We start from the raw sequence: 24348 nt of genomic DNA on the forward strand, positions 1-24348 counted from the left end.
GTTGAAGATATGAACAAGGTAGCGAGCCGGCACTTTGGTGAGATCGAGCTCAACCATGGCCGGGACCACAACATCGCAGCGAAGCATGAACTGGGCGGCCAGCCGGTAGAGCTGGACCTGAACATCAATGCCCACGACCACTTCGACGAGGCGGCCATGCACAAGGTCGACTACCGGCTGCGGTACCTGCCCGAGCTCGTGGACCAGGTCCGGGACATGATCGCCGAGGAGCTGGAGCAGGAGGGCACCAGTCCCCAGGAATACCGGCACTTCCACTGCAACGCCATCAAGGACGAGCACCTCAGGAAGGTGTTCGGTGTGGAGGACAAGAGCCAGCTGACCAATGCAGTGTTCCTGAAGGCGCTGAAACTCGGCCACGTGGGCATCTATCCCGGCCAGCCTGAACGCTACTTCGTCCTGGATTTCACCCTGGGCGAGCACTTCACCGACGAAGTCCTGGTAGCGTCCGCCGACGAAGACGGCGTCGTGGACGACGAAATCCTCTGGGAGTCCTGAGGGGCCGGTGATCCAGCCCGTCGGGATCCAGGTTTCGACGGACTCAACCATCGGATAGCAGGACATTACGACGGCGGCCGGTCACCTCAGGTGACCGGCCGCCGTCGTGCGTGGCTGCTTTTGCCTACTTGGCCGTCGCCAGGAGGCTGGCGCGGACCGTCTTGGTGGCCGCAACAAGGTTACGCAGGGACTCTTCGGTCTCTGCGTAGCCGCGGGTCTTCAGGCCGCAGTCCGGGTTGACCCAGAGCTGGCGGGACGGGACGTGCTTCACGGCGGTGCTGAGCAGCTCGGTGACTTCCTGCTCACCCGGGACGCGCGGCGAGTGGATGTCGTAGACGCCCGGGCCGACGCCGCGGCCGAAACCGTGGGACTCGAGGTCGTGGACAACCTCCATGCGTGAACGTGCGGCCTCGATCGAGGTGACGTCAGCGTCCAGTCCGTCGATGGCGTCGATGATGGCGCCGAACTCGGAGTAGCACAGGTGGGTGTGGATCTGCGTGGAATCAGCAGCACCGGCAGTGGCAAGGCGGAACGAGTTCACGGACCAGTCCAGGTATGCGGCCTGGTCTGCCTTGCGCAGCGGAAGGAGTTCCCGCAGGGCGGGCTCGTCCACCTGGATGACCTTGATGCCGGCTGCTTCGAGGTCGGCGATTTCGTCGCGGAGCGCCAGGCCCACCTGGTTGGCGGTCTCCCCCAGCGGCTGGTCGTCACGGACGAAGGACCAGGCCAGGATGGTGACCGGACCGGTGAGCATGCCCTTCATCGGCTTGCTGGTCAGCGACTGGGCATACTCGGCCCACTTCACAGTGATGGGGGCGCTGCGGGTGACGTCGCCCCACAGGATGGACGGACGGGTGCAACGTGAGCCATAGGACTGCACCCAGCCGTGGACCGTGACGTCGAAGCCTTCCAGGTTCTCGGCGAAGTACTGGACCATGTCGTTGCGCTCGGGCTCGCCGTGCACCAGGACGTCGTAGCCGAGCTCTTCCTGCAGCTCCACGACGCGCTTGATCTCGTCCTTCATGAGCTGCTCGTACTGCTCGTTGGTGAGGTCGCCCTTGTTGTTGCGCGCACGGGCCGAACGGATTTCGGAGGTCTGCGGGAAGGAGCCGATGGTGGTGGTGGGCAGCGGCGGCAGGTGAAGGGCCTCTTCCTGGGCGGCTTCGCGGACCGGGTACTCGGAGCGGTTGAAGTCGGCCGCGGTCAGGGCCGCGGTGCGGGCCCGGACGTCGGCGCGCTGCACACCTTCGGCGGCGGCACGGGAGGCGATGATGCGCGTGGCTTCGTCGATGGCCGACTGCACTGAGCCTGTCTCAGCACCGGCAGCGTCGGTCAGCAGGCCGGCGAGGGTTGCTACTTCAACGGCCTTCTGGTCCGCGAACGCCAGCCAGCTGCGGAGCTGCTCGGACAGCTGGGTCTCTTCCTCGACGTCGTGCGGGACGTGCTGGGTGGAGGTGGAGGTGCTGATGGCCAGCTTGGCCACGGACTTCTTCAGTTCGGCGATCTTCTCGGCAGAGGCGGCCAGGTCGTTGCGCCAGATGTTGTGGCCGTCCACGACGCCGGCAACCAGGGTTTTGTTGCCCAGTGCAGCGAGTGCCGCAGCGGACGGAACAGCGCCCTTGAAGACGTCGATGTGCAGCGCGTCGATGTTGGTGGCGGCGAGGGTGCCGAGCTGGCCGTTCAGTGCGCCGTACGGGGTGGAAACGAAAAGCTGCGGGCGGCGGGCTGCAGCGGACAGGACCTCGTAGGAGCGGGCAACCGCGGCCTGGATCTCCTCCGCGGACGTGTCCTGGTCAACCACCAGGGCGGGCTCGTCCAGCTGGACCCAGCCGGCGCCGGCAGCGGCGAGCTTCTCCAGCAGCGCGGTGTAAACCGGCAGGATGTCCTCAAGGCGGGACAGCGGGCTGAAGCCGGCCGGGGCGTCGTCGGAAGCCTTGCTCAGCAGCAGGAAGGTGACCGGACCAACGATGTACGGGCGGGTCTCCACCCCGTTGGCAAGGGCGTACTCGAATTCCTCGACGATGCGGTCGGAGGTCAGCGCGAAGTTGGTCTCCGGACCGATTTCCGGCACCAGGTAGTGGTAGTTGGTGTCGAACCACTTGGTCATTTCAAGCGGCTGCTCTTCCTTGTTGCCGCGGGCCAGGGTGAAGTACCCATCGATGTCCAGCTGTCCCTCGGCGTTGAGGAGGTTCCCGAAACGGGCCGGTACGGCTCCAAGGTGGGCGGCGGCGTCGAGCACCTGGTCGTAGAAGGAGAAGGTGCCCGGAACAGCGGCGGCTTCGGTCAGGCCGAGTCCCTGCAGGCGCTTGGCGGTGCCCAGCTGGATTTCCTTCGCGGCGGCATCGAGGGCGGAGGCGTCGATCTTGCCGGCCCAGTAGGCTTCGACGGCCTTCTTCAGTTCGCGGCGGCGGCCGATGCGCGGGTAGCCCAGGATCGAAGCCGACGGGAAGGGAGTGGTCACGGCCGGGGTGTTCTGCTCAGTCATGTGGAATTCCTTGGGTGTTGGTGAAAATCAGTGGTGTTGGATGCGGAAAGCGCCAGTGCTGACCGGCGGGGGGGTGCCGACAGGCAGTGCCGACAGGCAGTGCTCCCGGCGGGCGGTGCCGGGTGCCGGGTCGGGCGCGTGGTTCTGGCGGGCAGGCGAAGCCGGCTCAGCTGGCCATTTCCTGGTGGCGGCGGGCAATGGCATTCAGCCTGCTCGCCGGACGGGCGGGGCGTGGCAGGGCCAGCTTGTCCAGGACCTCCAGAGCACACGCGTGTTCGTTGAAGGTGTACAGGTGGATGCCCGGTGCTCCGGCGTCCAGGGCTGCGTTGGCCAGGTCCACCGTTGCCCGGACGCCGATCAGCCGGCGTTCGGCGTCGGTGTCCGCGGCTGCCAGGCGTGCCATGAGTTCCGGTGCGGGTTCGACGCCAGTCAGCTCAGCCAGTCGGTTGAGCCGCCGCACGCTGGTCAGGGGCATGACGCCCGGGATGATGGGGATGGTGACCCCGGCCCGGCGTGCCCTCGTGATGAGGTCGGCAAACTGCTCGGTGTGGAAGAACACCTGCGTGATGGCGAAGTCCGCGCCGGAGCGCTGCTTGGCTAGCAGCACCTCGACGTCGTGGGCTTCAGTGGGTGATTCCGGGTGACGCGTCGGGTACGCGGCCACGCCGACCGCCACCTTGCCGGCACACAGCAGTGCCGAACGTCGCTGCTCCACGCGGCGGATCAGCTCGATCAGGTCCTGGGCGTACCGCAGGGAACCGCTAACCGGTGCTGCGCCGTCCTTAGGCCTGTCACCGCGGAGGGCCAGGATTCCCCGGACACCCACGTCAAGGAGCTCGCCGATGATTTCGGAGAGTTCCTCCGGCGTGTTGCCCACGCAGGTCAGGTGGGCCAGCGGGCGCAGCGTCGTCTCCAGCAGGAGCCGGTTGATGAGTTCGACGGCGGTGTCCCGGTTTGATCCGCTGGCGCCGTATGTCACGGAAACGTAGTCCGGGTCCGTGGCTTCCAGCTCGCCAATGGTGGTCCAGAGCGATTCGGCGGCCGCCGGCGAACGTGGCGGGAACAGCTCGTACGAAAGCGCCACCGGGGCGGCGTCGGAGAGATTCGGATGTGTGTCAATAAGGCTAGGTGGAGACATTTGCGTCCTTGGCTTTGGGCCATTGCCGGCAGCTGCGCCTCAGTCCATGGGACTTTGGAAACGCTGAACCGTCAATGAATTTGAGTTTGGGAACACGGAGAGAACTTCGGCAGGGCGCAGCCGCGACTGTTACGCCTGACAGGAAGTTGTCCGTGAGCAAATGTCAGGCCCACATGGGGGCACCCACACCCTCCTGGCGGAGGATCGCTGACACGTTACCTCGGTAACTTGTATAAGACTCTAGGGCCCTGCTCCGGGGCGTTCAAGCCGGGCCCCGAATTAAGACGCACCTTTACGCTCTGTTGCGCCACCGGACAGAACATTGTTCGCCGAAAGGCCGGTATATGACCAGCACCCGGAATGGTTTGCACGGCAGTCCGCGGATTCAAGGCTGGCGGCGGACCGCTTTCCGTAGCTTCCGGCGCCCCAACCACACCGCTGCGGCCATCAGGCCGAGGACATCGGCGAATCCGAGGATAGCCTCCCAGGGCAGCTCGATATCCCCGCTGTTGAGGTTGTTGAAGAACGAACCCAGCGGGGTGAGCAGCGGCCACAGGACCAGGACGTTCCGGACGAGCGCAAAGGCCACGGCGTAGACGACGCCGAGCCCGAACAGGAAGACCATTCCTAGCCCGCTCATCCCGTAGCCGACGTGGTACACCGCGTACAGGGCCGCCGCGAGTGCTATGCCCGGGATCTGCCCCAGGCTCGCACTCAGGTGCGTCTGGACAAAACCTCTAAAGAAAACCGTCTCAAAGGCCCCGACGGTCAGCGACATAACCAGCAGCGGAACCCAGTCCACGGGCGCCGGTAGCGCACGGCCCCAGAGGGTGATGGCGAACTGGATTGCAGACAGGACGAGGCCCAGGCCGACAGCCTCTTTCCAGTTTCCCGCCCACAGGCCCAGGTCAGACAAGGGCCGTCGCCGCTGCACCGTATAGAACACCGGCCCAGCGACTCCCAGGACAAGTCCGGTGCCGAAGCACAGGAAGAGACCCAGGACGTTGGCAGGGGTGAAGACCGTGAATGCCACCCTGAAGAGCGCCACGACGGCGAGGTACAGTGCCGCGACCACGGCCAGGTCCAGCTTGTCGACCCTTATCCGTGCCCTCCCGCGCCTCCGGAGTCCGGGACCTGCCAGGAGGGCGAGCACCAATGCTGAAGCCGGGATCACCAAACCGTAGACAGTCAGGTCCAGGAACGCCAGCGAGAGCACCGCCGCAACGAGCCACGAAGCCCACATCCATTGACGCACGTTTACACGCCTGGCAATCTTCATCCGCCGCCGCCGCTCTGTTGATCGGCCTCCCCTGTCAACAGCGTGACGCGCGATAGTTCCCGGCGCTAGGGGATTTGGTCGCAACCTCCGCGCATCACCAGGGTTTGTCTGTTCCGGCCCCGGTGTCGGCATTCCGGAGATACTCGTTCCGCTGCATGCCGCCGTTGCGTTCCCGCTGCGCGGACTTGGCCGACTCCTCCAGCTTGTCCAGCTGGCTCTGCTGCGGTTCCGGATCGGGCTGCGGCTGCTTGTCGCCGGACCCGGCTTCAGCCCCGGCCCCCGCATCTCCGAGCTTGTCCGCTTTGCCCTGCAGCCGTTGTTCCGCTTCCCGGAGGCGGTCGCCTTCGCCGTCCGCCCCGTTGGCGGCGGCCTCGCCGCCCTCCGGGTTGAAGCAACCGGGCGGAGCGGCCTTGACCGCCGCCAGTCCGTCGGCGTAGAGGCGGTCCGCTTCGGCGCCGGAGCCGGCCGGCTCGGCGGCCTTGTCTGCCAGCCGTTCGATGCTCAGGACCAGGTTGACGCGCACCTTGCATTCGTCAGCGGGCGGCGCATCAGCGAGGGCTGCTTCAAAGAGCGCCCGGGCACCGCCGTAGTCCCCGCCCAGCACCAGGGCATCGGCGGCCGCAAAAGGCGCCTTGTGCCGTTCCACGATATTGGCGACGCCCAGTCCGGATGCCGCGGATGCAAGGGCGGCCTGGTCACCGCGGCCGAATGATCCTGCCGCCTCGCCGCCCAGGTAGCCGACGCTCAGAAGCTTGACGGCGAGCGCCACGGCGACCAACACAGGCAGCGCGGATCCGAGCAGCAAACGGCGCCGTCGGCGGCTGCGCAGGCCCTGCCCCGGTTGTTGTTCCGATGCCCCGGTCATGCGCGGACCTCCCGTTTTCCGGTCCTGAGCTGCCTCAGCTGGCGGAGCACCGTGAGGCTCTCCCACAGCGCGAGGAAGAACGCGGCCAGCGCCGGGGCCCAGTACAGTTCCACCCTGCCCTCGAGTGACCCGGTTGTTTCGTGGAGGGCGCCGGGCCGGGCCGCCTGCATCATCGGGGCCACTCCATCCCCGGCAGCCCGGTGGACATAGGGAACGCCGAGCTGCGCTGCGATCCCCCGCAGCGTGTCCTCGTCGATTCGTGACACGGCGTCCCCGGCGCTTTCGCCGCTGCGGTCCTGGATGTAGCCGGCGGCATCGTCGGCTGAATAGCTGGTCTTCTCCTTCATACGCCCGCCCTGGTCTGTGCCGTAGCCGAGCACCGCGCCGCCGTTGACCAGCGAAGCATCCACGTTCATGGGCTCCGGTGCCCTGCCGCTGGTCTGCTCGCCGTCGCCAAAGTAGAAGACGATCCGCGCCCGCTCCGGGTGGCTCTCCCGCGCTGCCCCCAGCCGTTCGTTGAGGACGGTCCGGGCGGCGGTGACGCTGCTGCCTGTCGAGTACAAGGTGATCTGGGGTTCCAGCACACCGGTCAACGTATCAAGGGCTGAGGTGTCCGTCGTCAGGGGCATTCGGACCACCGTCTGGGAATCGAACGTGATCATGGAAAACCGGGCCCCGGCCAGCTCCCCGGCGATGGCCATGATGTCCTTCCGGACGCCGTCCAGCCTGGGGCTGCCCGTGCCGTAGTCTTCGGCGGAGATGCTGCTGGTGGTATCCACCACGAAGAAGACGTTCAAGTCGCTTGCCGCCGCCCGGACGCTGCCGCCGGGTAAACCCGGGCGGAGCGCCGCCAGCATCAGCAGGACCACAAGGCCGGCGGGCAGCAGCCACCCGCGCAGTCCGGTACTGCGGAGCCGGCTTCGGACGGCCGTCCACGCAAGGAAGACGACGACGGCGACAACAACCGGCAGCATGATCCACCACGGCCAGATGGGCTGTACTGTCACGACCGGAGCCTCCAGGTAGCCCCGGCCAGCACCAGGCCGGACAGCAAGGCGATGCTCAGGGGAATCTCGGCACGGTCCGAAACGGCGGCTTGCGGGCCGGCTTTGAAGGCGGTGGCATCCGTGGACTGGACCCTGCGGATGATCTCCCCGACCGCTTCCGGGCTGTCCAGCGGATAGTACGCACCGCCGGTACCTTCCACAGCGGTGCGCAGCTGAACGCCTGGCTGGTCCGGGTCCGTGCCGTAGTCGAAGTCTCCGGGGTTGAGGGCATAGACCCGGACGTCCTTCTTCTTGGCCAGTGCCGCCGCTTCCTGCAGGGTGAAGATGGGCTCGCCGGAAATGAAATTATCGGTGGCCAGTACGACGGAGCCGGATCGCTCCTCCCTGCCGCTTCCGGCCTGCTCTCCCGTGCCGGTATCGCCCCCGTTTGACGGGAAGCCCTGTACGCAGGAAGCCAGTCCGTCACCGATCAGCGAGGAGCCTGCACCGTTCCATGTGCCGTCCAGGAAGGCGGCGCTGCCGGGTGCGCCGTCAAATGCTTTCCGGGCTGCTTCGAGCTGCTCCTGCACGACGTCGTAATCATCGGTCAGGGGGAAGACCTGTACCGCGCTGCTGTCGAAGACGGTCAGGCCCAGCCGTTCGCCGTCGAATCCCGCTGCGAGCCGGGCAAAAACTTCCACCACCGCTGCATCGGCGCTGCTCATGGATCCCGAGGCGTCAAGGCACAGGATGATGTCGCGGTTGCGCTGTTCGGGGCTGACTGTGCTCCGTTCGGCGGGACGTGCTGCTGCCGCCACGGCCGCCGCCATCAACACCACACCGGCGACGGCGGCAACGGTGAGCCATCGCCGGTGGCGCCGCACAGCGGCCTGGTACTCCGGCAACTCCGTGAGCCGGTGGCCGTGCGCCACAGGCCGCCGGGCGGAGTCGTCGCCCCGCTGCCGTTTCCAGGCCATCCAGCACATCCCTGCGCCCGTAAGGATCGCCGCCGGAATCATCCACCAGAAGATCAGTTCCATGTCCGGACCACCTCCCGGGCCGTTTCCGCCGCAACCGCGACAGAGTCGCCAAGCTCGGTGTCGCCAACGTCGGTGTCGCAGGGTCCCGGGCTGAATTCCGCCGGATAGAGGCTGCTGACGGCCAGGGCGGCAGCCGGGATGTTCTGCTCGTTGAGCTCAGCCAGGGCCATCCGTGGAGCGTCAATCCCTGCGATGTCGCGGACAAAGCTCCGGATAAGCAGGCTGAGCTCCTGCTGCGAGGCGCGTGCGGACAGCCTGCCGGCCGCGGCGTCAGCCGTCACAACATCGATACGGCGCAGATAGTCCCGTTTCAGGCTGGACGGATCCGAAGGCGGCGCGGGGGGAGCTGCGGCGGACATGTCGGGCCGCCGCCGCGTGCTCAGGATCACGTAGGCCAGCCACGCGGCCACGAGCACCAGAACGCCAAGGCCGGCCCACGGCAGCCAGGCACTGTAGGCCAGGGGGGCATAGAATCCGGTGTCATTTCCCACGGCGGTGCCGTTCCAGCAGGGTGAACACCGCAGGCATCACATCATGGCTGCTGCCCGCATCGACGTGGGCAATGCCCATCCGCCGCAGCACAGCCTCCCGGGCGGCATCGCGCTGCTCCTGCGCCGCGGCATAGGCCCGGATGATGGCATCAGACGCCGCAAGGCGTCCGGGAAGGAAGCCGGCATCCGCAACGTCGTAGCGGTCGACGGGTCCGGCGTTCGGTCCGGCGGCGGGTCCGGCGGCGTTCGGTCCGGCGGCGGGTCCGGCCAACTGCGCGTCGCGGACGGTCAGCCAGAGGACTTCGTGCTGCGCGCGCAGCCGCCGCAGCAGCCGCTCCATCCCGGCATCCGGCACCAGCTCGTCGGCCACAACGAAGAGCAGCATGCGCTGGCCGAAGTTGCGTGCCACATAGGAGAGCTGCTCGCTGATGTTGCTTCGGGGCGAGGCCAGCGCCGTGGCCCCGTCGACTTCGCGAAGAAGCCTTTCCAGGTGGGCCTCGCCGGCTTTCGCGGGCAGCGACCGGGTCGACGTCCCGTCGCCGCACACGAGCCCCACCACGTCGCCGTGACGGTGGGCAAGGTAGCCCACCACGCCCAGGGCCATCACGGCAATGTCCTTCTTCTCCTCGCCGCCGAGCGAGGAAGCAGCCATGTTGCGTCCGGTATCCGTGACCAGCATCACTGTCTGCCGCCGCACTGCAACATAGCGCTTGATGAGCGCGGATCCGTGCCGGGCAGAGGCTTTCCAGTCGATGTCGCGGACTTCGTCTCCGGGAATGTAGGCACGGAGGTCGTCAAAGTCCAGGCTGCGCCCCTTGAAAACGGAACCGTATTCGCCGTCGAGCATCCCGCGTGCCTTGCGGTGGGCGAAGATCGACATCTTAGATTTCACCCGGGTCAGGAGGCTGGCCATGCGGGCGCGCTCAGGGAGTCTGGACGGACGCCACGATGGCATCGATGACGGTTTCGACCGGAACCTGCTCCGCGACCGCTTCGAAGCCAAGGATAATCCTGTGCCGGAGCACGCGGTGGGCCAGTGCCTTCACGTCCTCGGGGATCACGTGGTCCCGGCCGTTCAGGAGTGCGACAGCGCGGGCGGCCTGGCTGAAGGCGATACTGGCGCGCGGGCTGGCTCCGAATTCGATAAAACCCGCCAGGCGGGAGTCGATGTACTGGGCGGCGTTCCGGGTGACAAACACCAGCCCCACGATGTAGCGCACTATTGCGGGATCGATGTAGACGCGTTTGACCAGCTCCTGCACTTCCGAGACCGCGTCCAGGGACGCAGCCGCCGCTGGGCGCTGTTCATCGGTGAAGACGCCGGAATCGATCCTGCGGATGATCTCGGCCTCTTCGGCCGGCGTGGGGTAGTCCAGGACGTCTTTGAGCATAAAGCGGTCCATCTGGGCCTCGGGCAGCAGGTAGGTGCCCTCCTGCTCGATGGGGTTCTGCGTCGCCAGGACAAGGAACGGAGAGGGCAGCCGGTGCACCACTCCCCCGATGGATGTCTGCCGCTCCTGCATCGCCTCGAGCATGGCGCTCTGCGTTTTCGCACTGGAGCGGTTGATCTCGTCCAGGAGGACGATGTTGGCGTGGACCGGGCCAAGCTGGGTGACGAACGTGCCCTTGGCGGCATCGTAGATCTGCGTGCCCACGATGTCGCTGGGGAGCAGGTCCGGCGTGCACTGAATCCGCCGGAACTCTGCGCTGACGGCCTCCGCCACCGTCTGCGCGGCGGTGGTCTTCGCGAGTCCGGGGACGCTTTCGAGCAGGATGTGCCCGCCGGTCATGAGCCCCACCAGCAGCGATTCACGGAGCCTTGCCTGCCCCACAACCTTTGCGTCGAAGCTGCGGGAAATGCTGCCCATGACCTGCTGCGCCCGGGCCAGCTCCGCCGCTTCGATCCGGACGGCGGCCGTAGTCTGAAGCACTGGAAGTCCCCCTGGTTGCTGTTCATGAACGGCCGCGGCTGCTGCCGGATGTCCGGCGGTCACTTGGCGACCGCCACGGGCCATACTATCCAAGCCCCGGGCGGCGGATTGCACAATGGGGACCACTCCCCATGCAGGCCGCGCAGGACTATCCTGATGGCATGATCCAGCTTCCAGCCAGTTACCAGGAGTATCTCGCCGGTAAGAGCGAGAGTTTCATCAACACTGTCCGTCCGATCCTCATGCAGTCGGCGGCGGAAAAGATGCACGGCGTCAGGGTCCTGTACAACCCCGGCCCTACCGGCCATCAGGCCCATCTGGACGACACGATCCCGTTCGGGACAGTGGTCGAGGACATCGACTGAAGGCGGCTCAGCCCTTCATCGCCCCGGACAGCGCAAACGACCCGCCGGCTCCCCGCACCACCAGCACGTAGAGGACCAGGACCGGAACCGAATAGAGAATTGAGAATGCGGCCAGCTGGCCGTAGGCGACCGCACCGTGCTGTCCGAAAAAGCTGAAGATTGAAACCGACGCGGGCTGCTTTGACGGCGACAACAAAAGGATGAAGGGTACGAAGAAGTTCCCCCACGTCTGGATGAAGACGAAAATGAACACCACCCCCAGCCCCTGGCGCATGAGCGGCAGCACCACGGAACGCAGGGCAGTGAGCCCGGACGCGCCGTCCACCCAGGCGGCCTCCTCCAGCGAAACGGGCACCGCATCCATGAAGTTCTTGGTCATCCAGATGGCCATGGGCAGCGAAGTTGCCGCCAGGAAGAGGACCGTGGCCGGCAGCGAATCCAGCAGGCGCAGCTGGACGAACAGACCATAGACGGGCACCATGATGGCCGTGATCGGCAGGCAGGTGCCGCACAGGATCGAATACATGAACGGCCGGTTGAACCTGGACTGGAAACGGGACAGCGGGTACGCGGCCAGCACGGCTGCCGCCAAGGTCACTGTTGCCGTCCCGGCGGAGAGCAAGAGGCTGTTCCAGAGCGGGCCGAGCAGTAAGTCCGGGGTGAGGACAGCCGCGAAGTTGTCGAGCGAAGCACTGGCCGGCAACTGTGTCTGGTAGCCCGCCGTTGTGTCCAGGGAGGCGAACACCAGCCAGAGCAGCGGCAACACGAAGCAGGCACCAATCAGCAGCAGGGCCGCGTCTGCCGGAGTCCGGGCCCGGCGGAATCCCGGCGACGCAACTCCCCGGCGGGTGGCCCGCCGTGAAGCGACTGCTAAGGGCGGCCGGCCTGTCGTCCTCATCTTTTGTCCCCCTTCAGCAGCCGCACGTAGCCAATCCCGAACACCAGGCCCAGGACAATGAGCACCGAGGCGATCGCCGTGCCGTAGCCAATGTCTCCGAACTTGAAGGCCTCCTGGTAGGCGAGGACCGGCAAAGTGGTGCTGGCATTGGACGGTCCGCCGGCCGTCATCACCCAGATCAGGGTGAACACGGCCAGGGTCTGGAGCGTGACGAGCATCAAATTGGTGGCGATGCTGGACCTGATGAGCGGCAGGGTGATGAACACCAGGCGCTGCCAGCCGGAAGCGCCGTCCATCAGGGCTGCCTCGGAGATGTCCCTGGGAACGTCGGCCAGGGCCGCGCGGTACACCAGCATGGAGAACGCGGTGCCGCGCCAGATGTTGGCCAGCACCACGGCAACCATGGGGTAAGCGTAGAGCCAGTCCGCACCGGCAGCGCCGGCATTGCCGAGCAGCTGGTTCAGCGTCCCGTCCTTGCTGAAATAGGCGTAAGCGGCAAAGGCCGCCACGATCTCGGGGAGCACCCAGGCGGCGACCACTGCAGTACCCACAACGGCGGACACCGGCTTCCGGGCGCGTGTCATCAGCCCGGCAATCAGGAGTCCCAGCAGGTTCTGGCCCACCACCGCTGACGCAACAACGAAGACGATGGTCAGGAGGACGGCGGCCGGGAACGCAGGGTCACTGAGCAGCCGCACGTAATTCTCGACGCCGGTCCAGGCCGGGTTCCTGGCGTTGCGGCCGGTGAGGGCGGCGTTGGTGAAGGAGGCGTGGAAGGACCACAGGACGGGCGCCGCCAGGAAGAGGAGAAGCAGCAGGACGGAGGGGACCACCGGCAGCAGCCGGAGCTGCCGCCGGACAGTTCGTCGTTCAGCCATGCGCTATTTCTGCAGGACCCTGGCGTCACCCACCTGGTCCCTGACTGTCTTGTCGTACTGCGCGGCTGCCTCCTGCGGTGAGAGGGCACCGGTGATCACGGCTTCGGTTGCCTCCTGGACCGCGGCGGAGATCCGCGGATAGTCCGCCGTGGCGGGCCGGTAGTGGGTGACGGATACGAGTTCGGAGACGTCTTTGACGAACGGATTTGCCGCCAGGTACTCGGCTTCGGCGGCGACGTCCGTCCGGACCGCGATCTGGGATCCGGACACGGTGAACGCCAGCGAGTTCTTCTTGCTCACGGCCTCGGAAAGGAACTTGAACGCCAGGTCCGGGTTTTTGGAGTCGGCTCCGACGGCCAGCGTCCAGCCACCGGACATGCTGACGCCGCCGGGTTCCTGGCCACGCTGGGTGGGGAATTTCGCCACCCCCATGTCCTCGGCATAGCCTGCCCATTCGTAGTTGCCGCCCTTCTGCCAGAACGACGGCGTGTAGGAACCTTCCACGGTGGCGCCCATCTTGCCCTTGGGCAGCCATTCGCCGAAGACCTTCTTCCAGACGTTGGCGTCAAGCGCCTCGGCAGGCGTGACGGCAAGTCCTTCGTCGTAGAGTGTCTTCAGGAAAGCCAGGGAATCGGTGAACCCCCGGGAACCGATCACCCATTTTTTCTCCTGCTGGTCATAGAGTTCGCTGTCCGTGCCGTACAGCAGTTCGTAGAAACTCTGCATGACGGTTCCTTCACCGGTGGCCTTGCCGGCATACATGTTGAAGGGGACCAGGGACGGGTCCACCGCTTTCATCTTGCGGGCGGCTTCGAGTATTTCGTCCCAGCTCCGGGGCTGCCAGGGAACCGATATGCCTGCTTTTTGCAGGACTTTCTTGTTGTACCAGATGGCGCGGGTGTCGGTTCCCAGGGGCACAGCGTAGATCCCGCCGTCGTCTCCTGTGCCGGCAGCTTTGGCGGCCTCGTTGTACAACTTCCAGTCGTCCCATTTTTCGAGATACCCGTCCAGTTTCAGGAGGTATCCGGCGTCGACATCGGACCTCACTTTGAAGGTGTCCTCGTAAAAGACGTCCGGGGCGGTCTCGGACGACCGGAGGGCCAGCGCCAGCTTGGTGCCGTAGTCGTCATCGTTGGCCTCGATGGGCTGCAGCTCCACGGTGGTGCCCTGGTTGGCAGCTTCGAAGTCCTTCTTGGCGTCCTTGAACAAGGTGTCCAGGGCAGAAAACGAGTCAGTCTTCTGGTAGACGATCTTCAGGGTCCGGTCTTCGGCGGCCGGTTTCTCCGCGGAGCAGGCTGATGTGGCCAGCAGCGCTGCCGCCGACATCAGCGCCGCAAGTATTTTGGCAGGGCGGTGCATGACGCTCCAATCTTCGAGCGGCTGCAGCCCCCAATGTCCTCCAGCTGGCCCCAGCCTTTAGCCGATATGCAATTTCAGGTTAGTGCTCCCCACTGACAGGGCAACGGAATGCCGGCGTCAGCCTTCCAGCAGCAAGCGCTGTGCGCGCGGGGCCAGCGTATGCTCCAGCACCAGGCAGGCCGCACCGATGGCTCCGACGTCCTCTCCCACCCCGGTCCCGACAACTTCTATCCCGTGGATCTCGCGGGCTGCGCTGTTGTCTGCCAGCAGTTGGGGAACACGGTCCAGGTACCTCCGTGAGAGGCGCGTCCAGAAGGGGCCGCCGAAGACGACCCTTTCGACGTCGAGGGTGTTCGTGACCACTGCCACGGCCCGGGCGACCAGGACGGCGGAGTGGTCGATGATCTCCCCCGCCTGGCTGCTCCCGGCGTCGGCCTCGTCGCAAAGTTTGGCGAAGCTCTCCTGGATGTCCAGTGCACCGGAGGGATGGCGCACAACCTCCAGCACGCCGGCGGCTTCGGCCTGCGCCACGAGGACCTGCGGGATGCTGCTTGACTTCACGCAGCCCCGAAGTCCGCAGTCGCAGGGCGGACCGTCCGGGTCAACAATGATGTGCCCGATTTCACCGGCATTCCCCGAAGTCCCGCGCACCACTTCATCGTTCAGGACGATGCCGCAGCCGATGCCTGTGCCCATGTACATAAAAATGAAGCTGCCGGAGCCGCTCGGGCCGCCTGCCCAGGTTTCGGCGACGGCGGCGCTGGTGACGTCCTTGTCCACCAGGGTGGACAGTCCGGTGGCCTCCGCGAGGGCATCGCGCAGGGGCACACGGTCCCAGCCCAGCAACAGCGGCGGATCCACGACGGTTCCCTCATCCAGGTTGATGGGGCCGGGGGCTGCGACGCCGAGCCCGGCGATCTTGTCCGGGTCGACGCCGGAGGCTGCCACCAGGTCCTTGATCTCGGCGGCAATGGTGGCGATGATGCCGTCGGGGTCGCTGGCGCCCGGGGTGTTGATCCGTGAGTGCCTGACGACGGAGCCGACGAGATCCAGCACCACGAAAGTGGTCACGGCGGGATCGAGGTGGACCCCCACGGCATACATTCCGGCGGGGTTCAACCGGAGGATGGTGCGCGGCTTACCCGGCCCGCTTCCTTCCTTCCCGGCTTCGACGATGAGGTTCTGGTCAAGCAGCCGGCGGGAGATGTTGGAGATGGTTTGCGGGGAGAGCCCTACGATCTGGGCGAGTTCCACCCGGCTGAGGCCTCCCGAGGACCGGCGGATGGCATCCAAAATCACCGTGAGATTGAAGTCCCCCATGCGGGGCAAATTGGTTCCGCGCCTCGGCGTTGGCGTGCGGATCTCAGTCACGGATTCCCCTAAACGTCTTCGGTTATGCACTTCTGATGCTTGAATCGTACGTTACCTGCGCGCGCGGCGGTACGCTCCCACGCGGACTTCCGGGACCGTGCTTTCGCTTCCGGGCGGGACAGCACCGGGCGCGGGCGTCCCGTCACCTGCACCATTACTGGTGCGGAGCGCGTCCGGTGCTGACGGCCACCGTAAACTTTGCGTTCCTGCCGGCCACGCGGGTGGGGCCGACGTACCGTTCCAGGGCCGGCAGATACTGCAGGTGGCTGTTGTACACGGTCCAGAGTTCGCCGCCCGGCTCCAGCACCCTTCCGGCGGCCCGGAACATCTTGATTCCCGCCCCCGCGTGGACGCTGGCACCCAGGTGAAAGGGCGGATTCAGCAGGATGAGGCCGGCGCTGCTGTCCGGGAGCGAGCTCATGGCGTCGTCCTGGAGAACGGTGACCCGGCCCCCGAGGCCATTGGCTTCCGCTGTGGCCCGGGCGGAGTCGACGGCGGCCGCCGACTGGTCTGTCGCCGTGACCTTCGATTCCGGATGGCTTTTGGCATACATGGCGGCCAAAATGCCGGTGCCGCACCCGAGGTCCACCACGTTCCCGGCCGACGGCATGTCAGGCAGGTACCTCAACAGGAACCGTGTCCCGATGTCGAGCTTTGTGCCGGCGAACACCGCACCCCGCGCGCAGACGGTGAGTTCCAGTTCGCTGTTGCTTTCGGCGACGGGAAACGGCGGCGGTCCCGTAACGGGCCGGGAGTCCCTGGCAACCAGGACCCTGGATTTCTGCCGTGCCAACTGTGGCTGGACATCGCTGAAGTGGCGTTGCAGGACAGCGTTCATGCCCAGGCTCATGTGCTTGATCCGGCCGCCTGCCAGCAGGACCGTGTGCGGCGCTGCATAGCGGGCCACGGCGTCGGCCACTTCGTCCAGCTCCGCGAGCGTCTTGGGCAGCTGCAGCAGCACCACGTCGGCGTCGGCGAAAAGGGCCCGACCAAGCGGCAGCTGCTTAAAGCCGGCGTCCACTCCAAGTGCTGCGGCGTTGTTGCGGAGGGCCCGCTCCCCCGTTATCAGGTCCTGGTGGACTTGCACATGCCGGACGCCGCCGGCGGCCAGCGCCCCGAGAGTGAGGGCGCCGTAGCGGTCACCCACTACCGCGACTCGGCTGTCCGGGGCGAGCAGTCCGGCCGCTGTTTCCAGGAGCAGCCTGTCGGTGGCATCCCAGGCCTGCAGGTTGGGGGCTTCGACATCCGGGAACCGGCGCAGACCGGAGAGGACTGATTCCAGGGTGTTGTCCGCCACGTCCAAGCTGCCTTCTCCTCTGTTCATCGCCATTCGGCTGACAATCGCCGCGCCAGTACTCGCTCCGCCGTCGGGGAGGGAGCCCTCGACGAAAAGCTACCCGGTAAACCTACCGTGAAACGGCCCCGACCGACGCCGCAGGCACCCGGCCCGGGGGCCGCCCGAGCATCCTCACGATGCCGGCCACTGCAGCGCGGCCGGCCCGGTTGGCGCCGATGGTGGACGACGACGGCCCGTAACCCACCAGATGAATCCGTTCGTCCGCTGCCACCCGGGTGCCGTCCATAACGATGCCCCCGCCGCTGCTGCGAAGGTGCAGCGGGGCAAGGTGTTCCAGCTCGGCCCGGAATCCGGTCGCCCACAGGATCACATCCGCCGCCAGGAAGGTTCCATCGTCGAGCCGGACGCCGTGGGGCTCTATTGCGGTGAACATCGCGTGCCGGTCCAGGGCGCCGCGCGCGGCGGCCGCCCGCAGCGAAGGGGTCCAGATCAGTCCCGTGGCTGACACCACGCTCTGCGGAGGAAGTCCCTGCCGGACCCGCTCTTCAACGAGCGCGACGGCGTCGTGCCCCGCCTTGCGGTCGAAGCCCGCATCGCGCCACACCGGTTCCCGTCGGGTGAACCAGCTCGTGGTGGTCACCTGGGATATCTCGTCGAGCAGGCCGACAGCCGATATGCCGCCGCCAACCACAATGACATGCTTCCCGCGGAATTCCTCTGCCGCCACATAGTCGGCCACGTGCAGCTGCCTGCCCTGGAAGGAGGACTGGCCCGGGTAGATGGGCCAGAACGGCCTGGTCCAGGTGCCTGTGGCATTGATGACCGCCCGCGTGGACCAGTCGCCGGCAGAGGTTTCGATTCTGAGCCGCCCGGAAGGGGCGCCATCTTCCCGGGATACCGAGCGGACTTTCACGGGCCGGACGATGTTCAGTCCGAGTTCTTCCTCGTAGTCCCCGAAGTAGCGTGAAAGGAATCCTGAACTTGGCTCAGCCGGGTCGACTTCCGGCTGGGGAATGCCCGGCAGGTCGCTGATGCCGTTGACGGTGGCCATCCTGAGGCTTTGCCAGCGGTGGCGCCAGGCCCCGCCGGGTCCGGCTTCGGCGTCCAGCACCACGTAGGATCCCGCGGAGCCCTGCACGACGGCGGGACCGGCGGTCCTTCCGGCGGGCAGGAAGCCGCGCCGCTGCAAGTGGTAGGCAGCCGACAGACCGGCCTGGCCCGCACCAATCACCACTACATCTGCGGCGCGCAGTTCCGCCGCCTGGGCATGTGGGATCCCGGGACCCGCCTAGACCTTTTTGACCACACTGGACTTCAGCTGCATGGGGCCGACGCCGTCCACCTTGCAGTCGATGTCGTGGTCCCCCACGCCGTCCATGAGCCGGATGCCGCGTACTTTCGTCCCCACCTTGATGACTGTGGAGCTTCCCTTGATCTTCAGGTCCTTGATGACAGTCACAGTGTCTCCGTCGGCGAGGACGTTGCCTACCGCGTCCTTGATGACAGCGTCCGCGGCCTCTGGCGTCTCCGAGGTCTGGGCGGACCACTCGTGTGCGCATTCAGGGCAGACCAGCAGCGCTCCCATTTCATAGGTGTACTCACTGGAGCATTCAGGGCAGGGCGGAAGGGATTGGTTCACGCTCCCATATTAGTCGAGCGTTAAACAGCAGAAGCCGCCCGATCGGGCGGCTTCTGCTCTGAAAAACCAGGGTGGAGCTGAGGGGACTCGAACCCCTGACCCCCTGCATGCCATGCAGGTGCGCTACCAGCTGCGCCACAGCCCCAAACTTTGTTTCTTCCGGATCGATCTCCGTAAGCAACTTGATTATCTTAAACCACAATTGTGTAAGACGCCAATTCGGGTCCGGAACCCTGTACCGGTCCGCCGTAGGTGGTGGTAACGCCGAGGGTAAGCAAGGAAAACAGGGCAGGACACAAAAAAGTCCGCCGGAATCTTTCGATTCCGGCGGACCCTTGGGTGGAGCTGAGGGGACTCGAACCCCTGACCCCCTGCATGCCATGCAGGTGCGCTACCAGCTGCGCCACAGCCCCGAATTTTCATTGCTCCGACACCTTCAGTCTTCACTGTAGGGCCCGGTTCTGCGTCCGGATCTCTCCGAAGCAACTCAAATATCTTAGAACAGCCGTTCCGAAAATTCCAAATCGGGCATATTCGGTGGCCGACTCAGGATTACTCGCTGTCCGAGGAGACGGCCGCTTTGGCGGACGTGTCTTCCCCGAGCTGGAGATCCACCACGGGGCAGTCCTTCCACAGGCGCTCCAGGGCATAGAACACGCGGTCTTCCTCGTGCTGGACGTGGATCACGACGTCGGAGTAGTCCAACAGGACCCAGCGTCCGCCGGAACGGCCCTCGCGGCGGACAGGACGGAGATCCTGCTTGCCCAGTTCCTCTTCGATGCCGTCGACGATCGCGTTGACCTGGCGCTCACTGGGTGCGGAGGCAATCAGGAAGACGTCGGCCAGGGCCAGCCGCTCGCTGACGTCCAGGCCAACAATGTCCTGGGCTATTTTGTCCGCTGCAGCGCGCGCGGCGACGCGGGCTATGGCGATGGATGAATCGGTTGCAGTCACGGGACTCCTTGTAGTGGTTTAAAGCTATGTAGGTTCGGCGCCGTTGATGTCGGCGCCGTCATGCGTGAGGATGGCGGCGCGCTGATGCGCCGGTGCGGCGGGTCAGGGCGTCAAGCCGCTGATGATCATGGTGACGCCTGCAATCAGTGCGACGATCCCCAGTGCGAGGACCGCGAGCTGCAGCAGCCGGATACGGTGTGCCCTGCCCAGGCCGGCAGTGACAGCGTCGAGCGGTTCCAGGCCGTAGGCGGTGTTGGCGGCGACACGCGGCTTGTCCACGAAATTCTCGCCGGTTTCAGCAGCCCAGGGCTCACCAGCGGCGGATGCCTGGACTGCCGACGCAGGATCGGCTGCGGCCTGAGCGGCTGCCTCAGCACGAGCAAGCACTCCGGCCCGGCCTGTCGCCGGCCGGGCGGTCCGCTTCGCGGGGCCTGTCTTGCGTGCACCCTTGGTGCCGGCTGGCTGCAGCCGCGGACCGGGGTTGGTGACCACCGGCACGTACGAAGTGGCAGGCTTTTTCATCACCGGCCGGTCAATTCCTGGAACCTTCTCGAACTCCAGCGGCGTGACCATCGCAAGGTTGCTGACGGCTGATGGTTCGGTCTTCGGGTGGGCGGGCTGGCTGGCCTGCTCGGCCAGCTTCTGCTTGGCCATGGCCCGTTTGTTCAGGATGGCGGCACGCTCGGCCAGCGCGATCTGCTCCGCGAGGATCTCCGGGTCCACCGCTTCGGGGTCGTTCGCCGCGATGTGCTCCATCTTGGCAATCTGGTTCCTGGCCTGTTCGGCGATGAGTGACCGCGCCGCGAGTGCCTGTTCCACAGTCATGCCCTCAGGAAGCTTGCTTTCCGCGTTGGCCTCCGGGGCGTCGGCCTGCGGAGCTGCTGCCTGCGAGTTCCCCTTCGGCGACGAGGGCTGCCCTGGCCGGGCCTGCGGCGCAGACTGTCCCGGCCGGGCCTGCGGCACGGTGCGCTGGGCGGAAGTGCGGGCTGGCGGGACGATCAGGTTCGCGGCCGTAGCCGGCGCGGCCTCGGCTTGGAGCTGCTGGAGGCGGAGCTGGCGGCGCGTGGGCGGACCGCCACCGGAGAGCCGCTCCTCCTTCTCCGCGAGTTCCTTGATGGTGCGAAGGGCGGCACGGTCGCGCGCCCGGCTTTGCGATGACCGCTCGGATCCCGACGGTGTGCGGACGGAGTCGACGGGGCCGGGAGCCACACGGCGGATGCGCCCGGTGCCATCCTCCCTGGCGGGCGCCGGTGTTCCGTTCCCGGGCGCGTTTGAGGCAGGGGGAACCGGACCCGGGGCAGAGGGCCCCGTGTCCTGGCGTGATTCCGCGCGCTCATCTCTGGCCTGCCGCAATTCGCGGCGGCTGCGGAGGGGAGGCTGTTCCTGGCTCATCTAACAACTCACTCGGTACTGGCTGGTTCGTGTAACTCGGTAAGTGCGGCACTGGGGCCGGGGTCGGACTGCCCGGCGTACAGGCCGTATTTCGCAATATATTGGACCACCCCGTCGGGTACGAGGTACCAGACCGGGTTCCCGTCCGCCACGCGCGTCCTGCAGTCAGTGGAGGAAATCGCCATGGCCGGGACTTCCAGGAGGCTGACGTCTTTCCTGCCCATCCCGTCGAGGACGTGCCCCGGCCGGGTCACACCAACGAAATGCGCTAGCGACCACAATTCATCGATGTTCTTCCAGGACAGGATTTGCGCCATGGCGTCCGCGCCGGTGATGAAGAAAAGGTCCGCATCCGGCCGTTGCGTACGCAGGTCCCGCAGGGTGTCGATGGTGTAAGTGGGGCCGGGACGGTCCACATCGACCCTGCTGACGGTGAACCTGGGGTTGGACGCCGTGGCAATGACAGTCATCAGGTACCGGTGCTCCGGTTCACTGACCTTCTTGCTCATCTTCTGCCACGGCTGGCCGGTCGGCACGAATACCACTTCGTCGAGGCCGAACTTCGCCGCAACTTCGCTGGCCGCAACAAGGTGGCCGTGATGGATGGGATCAAATGTCCCACCCATCACACCTAAACGCAGGCGACGCTTGGCGCCACGCCGCTTCAGGACCGCAGTGATGTTAGTGGCCTTGGCCGTGATCGTGCTTGTTCGGGTGCTGGCGGTGGGGGTCCGAGTGCTCCTCGACGGCCTCGTGCCGGTTGCCCAGGTTGCTGTAGGACAGCGTCACGAACATCAGGACCAGCATGATCGCAAAGATCGACACGCCAAAGACCCACGGTTCGGCCCACAGCGGAGCCAGTTCTTCATGTTCGGCGACAGACGCGCCCACCTGCTGCAACAGCATTTTCTCCCCTAAAGAGTTCACACAATGACGACGGCGGTCATTCCCGCCGTTCCGGACTTCTGTTCCATGTTACAGCGTTGCTAGCTGCGAATCTGGCCCTCGCCCTGGACGATCCACTTCGTGGTCGTCAGCTCGGTGAGGCCCATGGGGCCGCGCGCGTGGAGCTTTTGGGTGGAAATGCCCACCTCGGCGCCCAGGCCAAGTTCCCCGCCGTCCGTGAACCTGGTGGACGCGTTGACGATGACCGCTGCCGAGTCAATTTCGGAAATGAAGCGTTCGGCGTTGGCGAGGTCGTTGGTGATGATGGCCTCGGTGTGTCCGGTCGACCACTTGCGGATGTGCTGCACCGCCTCGTCAAGACTGTCCACCATGCCCACCGCGAGATCCAGGTCCATGTACTCGGTGGCCCAGTCCTCATCAGTGGCCGGGACGGATTCAATGGACGCGGGCAAGGCGGCACGGACCCTCTCGTCGGCGTGGAGGGTGACTCCGGCTTTTCGGAGCGCCGCCGCGACGGCCGGCAGGACCGTGGACCCGGAATGCACCAGGAGGGTCTCCACCGTGTTGCAGACGCTGGGCCGCTGGGTCTTGGCGTTGAGCAGGATGTCCACGGCCATGTCTTCACTGGCGGATTCGTCGATGAAGATATGGACGTTGCCCTCGCCCGTCTCGATGACCGGGACGGAGGAGTTGGTGACGACTGTCTGGATCAGGTCCCTGCCGCCGCGGGGAATGAGGACATCCACCCGGCCGCGGGCCCGCATCAGCACATTGGCTCCTTCGCGGCCGAACTGGTCGACCGTCTGGACAGCGTCCGCGGGAAGGCCAACGGAGGCGAGGGCATCCCGAAGGACGCGGATGAGGGCCTCGTTGGTGGCCGCCGCGGCCGTGCCGCCCCGCAGGATCACGGCGTTGCCGCTCTTCAGCGCCAGCCCGGCGATGTCCACTGTCACGTTGGGACGGGCCTCATAGATGGCGGCAACGACGCCCATGGGAACATTGACCTGCCGCAACCGCAGGCCGTTGGGAAGCGTCTGGCCGCGAACAACATTTCCCACCGGGTCCGGCAGGCCGGCAAGGTTTTCCAGGGCGGCGGCAAGCGCCTCGATCCTTGCGTCATTAAGAGTGAGCCGGTCAAGCAGTGCCGCGGACGTCCCGTTGGCGCGGCCGGCCTCAACGTCCTTGGCGTTGGCGGCCAGGATCTGCGCCCTGCTGTCGAGCAGGGCGGCGCCGATCGCGCGGAGGCCCTTGTCCTTCCAGGCGCGGTTGGCGCGTGCCATGCTGCGGGCAGCGTGCCGGGATCGATCAGCGATTGCGTGCACGGCAGTCTCGATGTCAGCCGGGGACAGCTGGGCATTTTCCGGCGTGGGAGATGCCTCCGTGGAGTCGTTGGATTTCTCGGCCGCTTGGTGAATCAGTGCCTCAGTCATCATTCAAGTCTAGGCGAATCAGTCCGCTAGACCAGAACCAGGTCATCAACGTGAACAACCTCACGGTCGAAGCCGCGGCCGAGGGACTCCCCCAGTTCCACAGTGGAACGCCCCAGCATTTGCGGCAGTTCGTCCGATGAATAGTTGACCAGCCCGCGGGCGATCACGGTGCCGTCCGGCGAAACCATTTCGACGGCGTCGCCCGATTCAAAGGTGCCTTCGACGGCCGTGATACCGGCCGGGAGCAGCGAAAAGCGGTGGTCACGGACAGCGGTGACGGCACCGTCGTCAAGGAGCAGCCGGCCCTGCACGTGCGCAAGGTGAGCGAGCCACATCATGCGCACCGACTTGCGTCCGCTGTTGACGGAGAACCAGGTTCCGACGTCTTCACCGTTCAGGGCTGCGGCGGCGTTCGCGGTGGAGGTGACCAGTGCGGGGATGCCCGAATCGGCGGCCATCGTGGCGGCCTCCACCTTCGTCTGCATGCCGCCGGTTCCGACACCGGCCTGACCCGGCTTGCCGATGTTGACGCCCTCAAGGTCCTGGGGACCGTCCACCTGGGGAATCCGCTTGGCCCCCTTCGAGGGAGGCCCGTCATAGAGCGAGTCGACGTCGGAGAGCAGCACCAGGGCATCAGCGCGGACCAGGTGCGCCACCAGGGCGGAGAGCCGGTCGTTGTCACCGAAGCGGATCTTGTGCGTTGCCACTGTGTCGTTCTCGTTGACCACGGGCACAACGCCCAGGTTCAGGAGCCGGTTCAGTGCACGGAAAGCGTTCATGTGGTGGCTGCGACGCATGAGGTCGTCCGCGGTCAGCAGAACCTGGCTCACGGTCACGCCGTGCGCTGCGAACGCGTGCGTGTAGCGGGCCATTAGGAGGCCCTGGCCGACGCTGGCGGCCGCCTGCTGGGTGGCGAGGTCCCGGGGACGCTTCACCAGGCCAAGGGGGGCAAGGCCTGCCGAGATCGCGCCGGAGGACACGAGGATGATCTCGGTTCCGCCGTTGTGCTTGGCAGCCAGCGCGTCCGAGAGTTCGATCAGCGCCTCTTCGGAGATTCCACCCTTGAGGCTGGTGAGCGACGACGATCCGACCTTGACAACAATGCGGCGTGCCCTGGCGAGCATGCTG

General features: G+C 66.1%; 24 protein-coding genes and 2 tRNA genes. 2 read left to right on the forward strand and 24 right to left on the reverse strand.

The features are described 5' to 3' along the window. Positions 1-9: 9 nt before the first annotated feature. Positions 10-516, forward strand: coding sequence for a DUF2004 domain-containing protein (locus JOE41_RS01745; protein ID WP_209750544.1), 507 nt, complete (start codon positions 10-12; stop codon positions 514-516). Between the two features lie 124 nt (positions 517-640). Here the strand turns inward: JOE41_RS01745 and metE are convergent, their stop codons facing one another. The 9 genes from metE to JOE41_RS01790 form a co-directional block, all read right to left on the reverse strand. Continuing rightward, positions 641-3001, reverse strand: coding sequence for a 5-methyltetrahydropteroyltriglutamate--homocysteine S-methyltransferase (metE, locus tag JOE41_RS01750; RefSeq protein WP_209750546.1), 2361 nt, complete (start codon positions 2999-3001; stop codon positions 641-643). A gap of 166 nt (positions 3002-3167) precedes the next feature. Continuing rightward, positions 3168-4139: a methylenetetrahydrofolate reductase gene (locus tag JOE41_RS01755; protein ID WP_209750549.1), complete on the reverse strand. Its 972-nt coding sequence runs from the start codon at positions 4137-4139 to the stop codon at positions 3168-3170. A 385-nt stretch (positions 4140-4524) separates the two neighbouring features. Beyond that, entirely contained in the window at positions 4525-5394 is an 870-nt protein-coding gene (locus JOE41_RS21085; RefSeq protein WP_209750552.1) for a type II CAAX prenyl endopeptidase Rce1 family protein, read from the reverse strand. 118 nt (positions 5395-5512) lie between these two features. After that, positions 5513-6283 carry a hypothetical protein gene (locus tag JOE41_RS01765; RefSeq protein WP_209750556.1) on the reverse strand — a complete coding sequence of 257 codons (771 nt, stop codon included), beginning with the start codon at positions 6281-6283 and terminating at the stop codon, positions 5513-5515. Beyond that, entirely contained in the window at positions 6280-7290 is a 1011-nt protein-coding gene (locus JOE41_RS01770; RefSeq protein WP_209750560.1) for a vWA domain-containing protein, read from the reverse strand. Before JOE41_RS01770 ends, JOE41_RS01765 begins: the two co-directional genes overlap by 4 nt. Continuing rightward, positions 7287-8309, reverse strand: coding sequence for a VWA domain-containing protein (locus tag JOE41_RS01775; protein WP_209750563.1), 1023 nt, complete (start codon positions 8307-8309; stop codon positions 7287-7289). Before JOE41_RS01775 ends, JOE41_RS01770 begins: the two co-directional genes overlap by 4 nt. After that, positions 8300-8800 carry a hypothetical protein gene (locus JOE41_RS01780; protein WP_209750566.1) on the reverse strand — a complete coding sequence of 167 codons (501 nt, stop codon included), beginning with the start codon at positions 8798-8800 and terminating at the stop codon, positions 8300-8302. Before JOE41_RS01780 ends, JOE41_RS01775 begins: the two co-directional genes overlap by 10 nt. Continuing rightward, positions 8790-9713 carry a DUF58 domain-containing protein gene (locus JOE41_RS01785; protein WP_209750568.1) on the reverse strand — a complete coding sequence of 308 codons (924 nt, stop codon included), beginning with the start codon at positions 9711-9713 and terminating at the stop codon, positions 8790-8792. Before JOE41_RS01785 ends, JOE41_RS01780 begins: the two co-directional genes overlap by 11 nt. Before the next feature lie 10 nt (positions 9714-9723). Beyond that, positions 9724-10731: a MoxR family ATPase gene (locus JOE41_RS01790; protein WP_043429827.1), complete on the reverse strand. Its 1008-nt coding sequence runs from the start codon at positions 10729-10731 to the stop codon at positions 9724-9726. Positions 10732-10892: 161 nt separating this feature from the next. On the opposite strand from JOE41_RS01790, the gene JOE41_RS01795 reads away from it, so the two are divergent. Next, positions 10893-11096, forward strand: a complete 204-nt coding sequence (locus JOE41_RS01795; RefSeq protein ID WP_156810671.1) for a hypothetical protein — start codon at positions 10893-10895, stop codon at positions 11094-11096. Positions 11097-11103: 7 nt separating this feature from the next. On the opposite strand, the gene JOE41_RS01800 is transcribed toward JOE41_RS01795, so the two are convergent. The 15 genes from JOE41_RS01800 to proB form a co-directional block, all read right to left on the reverse strand. Continuing rightward, positions 11104-11994 (reverse strand): carbohydrate ABC transporter permease, encoded by an 891-nt coding sequence (locus JOE41_RS01800; RefSeq protein ID WP_209750570.1) that lies wholly within the window; start codon positions 11992-11994, stop codon positions 11104-11106. Further along, positions 11991-12872, reverse strand: coding sequence for a carbohydrate ABC transporter permease (locus JOE41_RS01805; protein WP_011692220.1), 882 nt, complete (start codon positions 12870-12872; stop codon positions 11991-11993). The genes JOE41_RS01800 and JOE41_RS01805 overlap by 4 nt, the downstream gene beginning before the upstream one ends. Positions 12873-12875: 3 nt before the next feature. Beyond that, positions 12876-14231, reverse strand: coding sequence for an extracellular solute-binding protein (locus JOE41_RS01810; RefSeq protein ID WP_209750572.1), 1356 nt, complete (start codon positions 14229-14231; stop codon positions 12876-12878). 117 nt (positions 14232-14348) lie between these two features. Next, entirely contained in the window at positions 14349-15602 is a 1254-nt protein-coding gene (locus tag JOE41_RS01815) for an ROK family transcriptional regulator (RefSeq protein ID WP_307800653.1), read from the reverse strand. Between the two features lie 154 nt (positions 15603-15756). Further along, positions 15757-16932: a class I SAM-dependent methyltransferase gene (locus JOE41_RS01820; RefSeq protein WP_245200599.1), complete on the reverse strand. Its 1176-nt coding sequence runs from the start codon at positions 16930-16932 to the stop codon at positions 15757-15759. Between the two features lie 76 nt (positions 16933-17008). Next, a complete protein-coding gene (locus JOE41_RS01825; RefSeq protein ID WP_011692224.1) occupies positions 17009-18133 on the reverse strand; it encodes an NAD(P)-binding domain-containing protein in 1125 nt (374 codons plus the stop codon). 54 nt (positions 18134-18187) lie between these two features. Further along, positions 18188-18538 carry a zinc ribbon domain-containing protein YjdM gene (locus JOE41_RS01830; protein ID WP_209750574.1) on the reverse strand — a complete coding sequence of 117 codons (351 nt, stop codon included), beginning with the start codon at positions 18536-18538 and terminating at the stop codon, positions 18188-18190. Positions 18539-18610: 72 nt separating this feature from the next. Next, positions 18611-18683 (reverse strand) — tRNA-Ala (locus tag JOE41_RS01835). A gap of 195 nt (positions 18684-18878) precedes the next feature. Further along, a tRNA-Ala gene (locus JOE41_RS01840) sits at positions 18879-18951 on the reverse strand. A 139-nt stretch (positions 18952-19090) separates the two neighbouring features. Beyond that, positions 19091-19492 (reverse strand): ribosome silencing factor, encoded by a 402-nt coding sequence (gene rsfS, locus JOE41_RS01845; RefSeq protein ID WP_011692226.1) that lies wholly within the window; start codon positions 19490-19492, stop codon positions 19091-19093. 102 nt (positions 19493-19594) lie between these two features. Next, positions 19595-20884 (reverse strand): hypothetical protein, encoded by a 1290-nt coding sequence (locus JOE41_RS01850; protein ID WP_209750576.1) that lies wholly within the window; start codon positions 20882-20884, stop codon positions 19595-19597. 8 nt (positions 20885-20892) lie between these two features. Next, positions 20893-21510 (reverse strand): nicotinate-nucleotide adenylyltransferase, encoded by a 618-nt coding sequence (nadD, locus tag JOE41_RS01855; RefSeq protein ID WP_245200600.1) that lies wholly within the window; start codon positions 21508-21510, stop codon positions 20893-20895. A 55-nt stretch (positions 21511-21565) separates the two neighbouring features. Then, a complete protein-coding gene (locus JOE41_RS01860; protein WP_011692229.1) occupies positions 21566-21790 on the reverse strand; it encodes a hypothetical protein in 225 nt (74 codons plus the stop codon). 80 nt (positions 21791-21870) lie between these two features. After that, positions 21871-23220 carry a glutamate-5-semialdehyde dehydrogenase gene (locus tag JOE41_RS01865; protein WP_209750578.1) on the reverse strand — a complete coding sequence of 450 codons (1350 nt, stop codon included), beginning with the start codon at positions 23218-23220 and terminating at the stop codon, positions 21871-21873. A 26-nt stretch (positions 23221-23246) separates the two neighbouring features. Then, entirely contained in the window at positions 23247-24344 is a 1098-nt protein-coding gene (proB, locus tag JOE41_RS01870) for a glutamate 5-kinase (protein WP_052309786.1), read from the reverse strand. Positions 24345-24348: the final 4 nt, after the last annotated feature.

The organism is Arthrobacter sp. PvP103, from assembly GCF_017833075.1.
In the GTDB taxonomy this organism is placed as follows: Bacteria; Actinomycetota; Actinomycetes; order Actinomycetales; family Micrococcaceae; genus Arthrobacter.

Coding starts and splice junctions, on each gene's coding strand:
- JOE41_RS01745 (WP_209750544.1), top strand. CDS start 10: ATGAACAAGGTAGCGAGCCGGCACTTTGGTGAGATCGAGCTCAACCAT.
- metE (WP_209750546.1), bottom strand. CDS start 3,001: ATGACTGAGCAGAACACCCCGGCCGTGACCACTCCCTTCCCGTCGGCT.
- JOE41_RS01755 (WP_209750549.1), bottom strand. CDS start 4,139: ATGTCTCCACCTAGCCTTATTGACACACATCCGAATCTCTCCGACGCC.
- JOE41_RS01765 (WP_209750556.1), bottom strand. CDS start 6,283: ATGACCGGGGCATCGGAACAACAACCGGGGCAGGGCCTGCGCAGCCGC.
- JOE41_RS01775 (WP_209750563.1), bottom strand. CDS start 8,309: ATGGAACTGATCTTCTGGTGGATGATTCCGGCGGCGATCCTTACGGGC.
- JOE41_RS01785 (WP_209750568.1), bottom strand. CDS start 9,713: ATGGCCAGCCTCCTGACCCGGGTGAAATCTAAGATGTCGATCTTCGCC.
- JOE41_RS01795 (WP_156810671.1), top strand. CDS start 10,893: ATGATCCAGCTTCCAGCCAGTTACCAGGAGTATCTCGCCGGTAAGAGC.
- JOE41_RS01800 (WP_209750570.1), bottom strand. CDS start 11,994: ATGAGGACGACAGGCCGGCCGCCCTTAGCAGTCGCTTCACGGCGGGCC.
- JOE41_RS01805 (WP_011692220.1), bottom strand. CDS start 12,872: ATGGCTGAACGACGAACTGTCCGGCGGCAGCTCCGGCTGCTGCCGGTG.
- JOE41_RS01810 (WP_209750572.1), bottom strand. CDS start 14,231: ATGCACCGCCCTGCCAAAATACTTGCGGCGCTGATGTCGGCGGCAGCG.
- JOE41_RS01820 (WP_245200599.1), bottom strand. CDS start 16,932: ATGGCGATGAACAGAGGAGAAGGCAGCTTGGACGTGGCGGACAACACC.
- JOE41_RS01850 (WP_209750576.1), bottom strand. CDS start 20,884: ATGAGCCAGGAACAGCCTCCCCTCCGCAGCCGCCGCGAATTGCGGCAG.
- nadD (WP_245200600.1), bottom strand. CDS start 21,510: ATGGGTGGGACATTTGATCCCATCCATCACGGCCACCTTGTTGCGGCC.
- JOE41_RS01860 (WP_011692229.1), bottom strand. CDS start 21,790: ATGCTGTTGCAGCAGGTGGGCGCGTCTGTCGCCGAACATGAAGAACTG.
- JOE41_RS01865 (WP_209750578.1), bottom strand. CDS start 23,220: ATGACTGAGGCACTGATTCACCAAGCGGCCGAGAAATCCAACGACTCC.
- proB (WP_052309786.1), bottom strand. CDS start 24,344: ATGCTCGCCAGGGCACGCCGCATTGTTGTCAAGGTCGGATCGTCGTCG.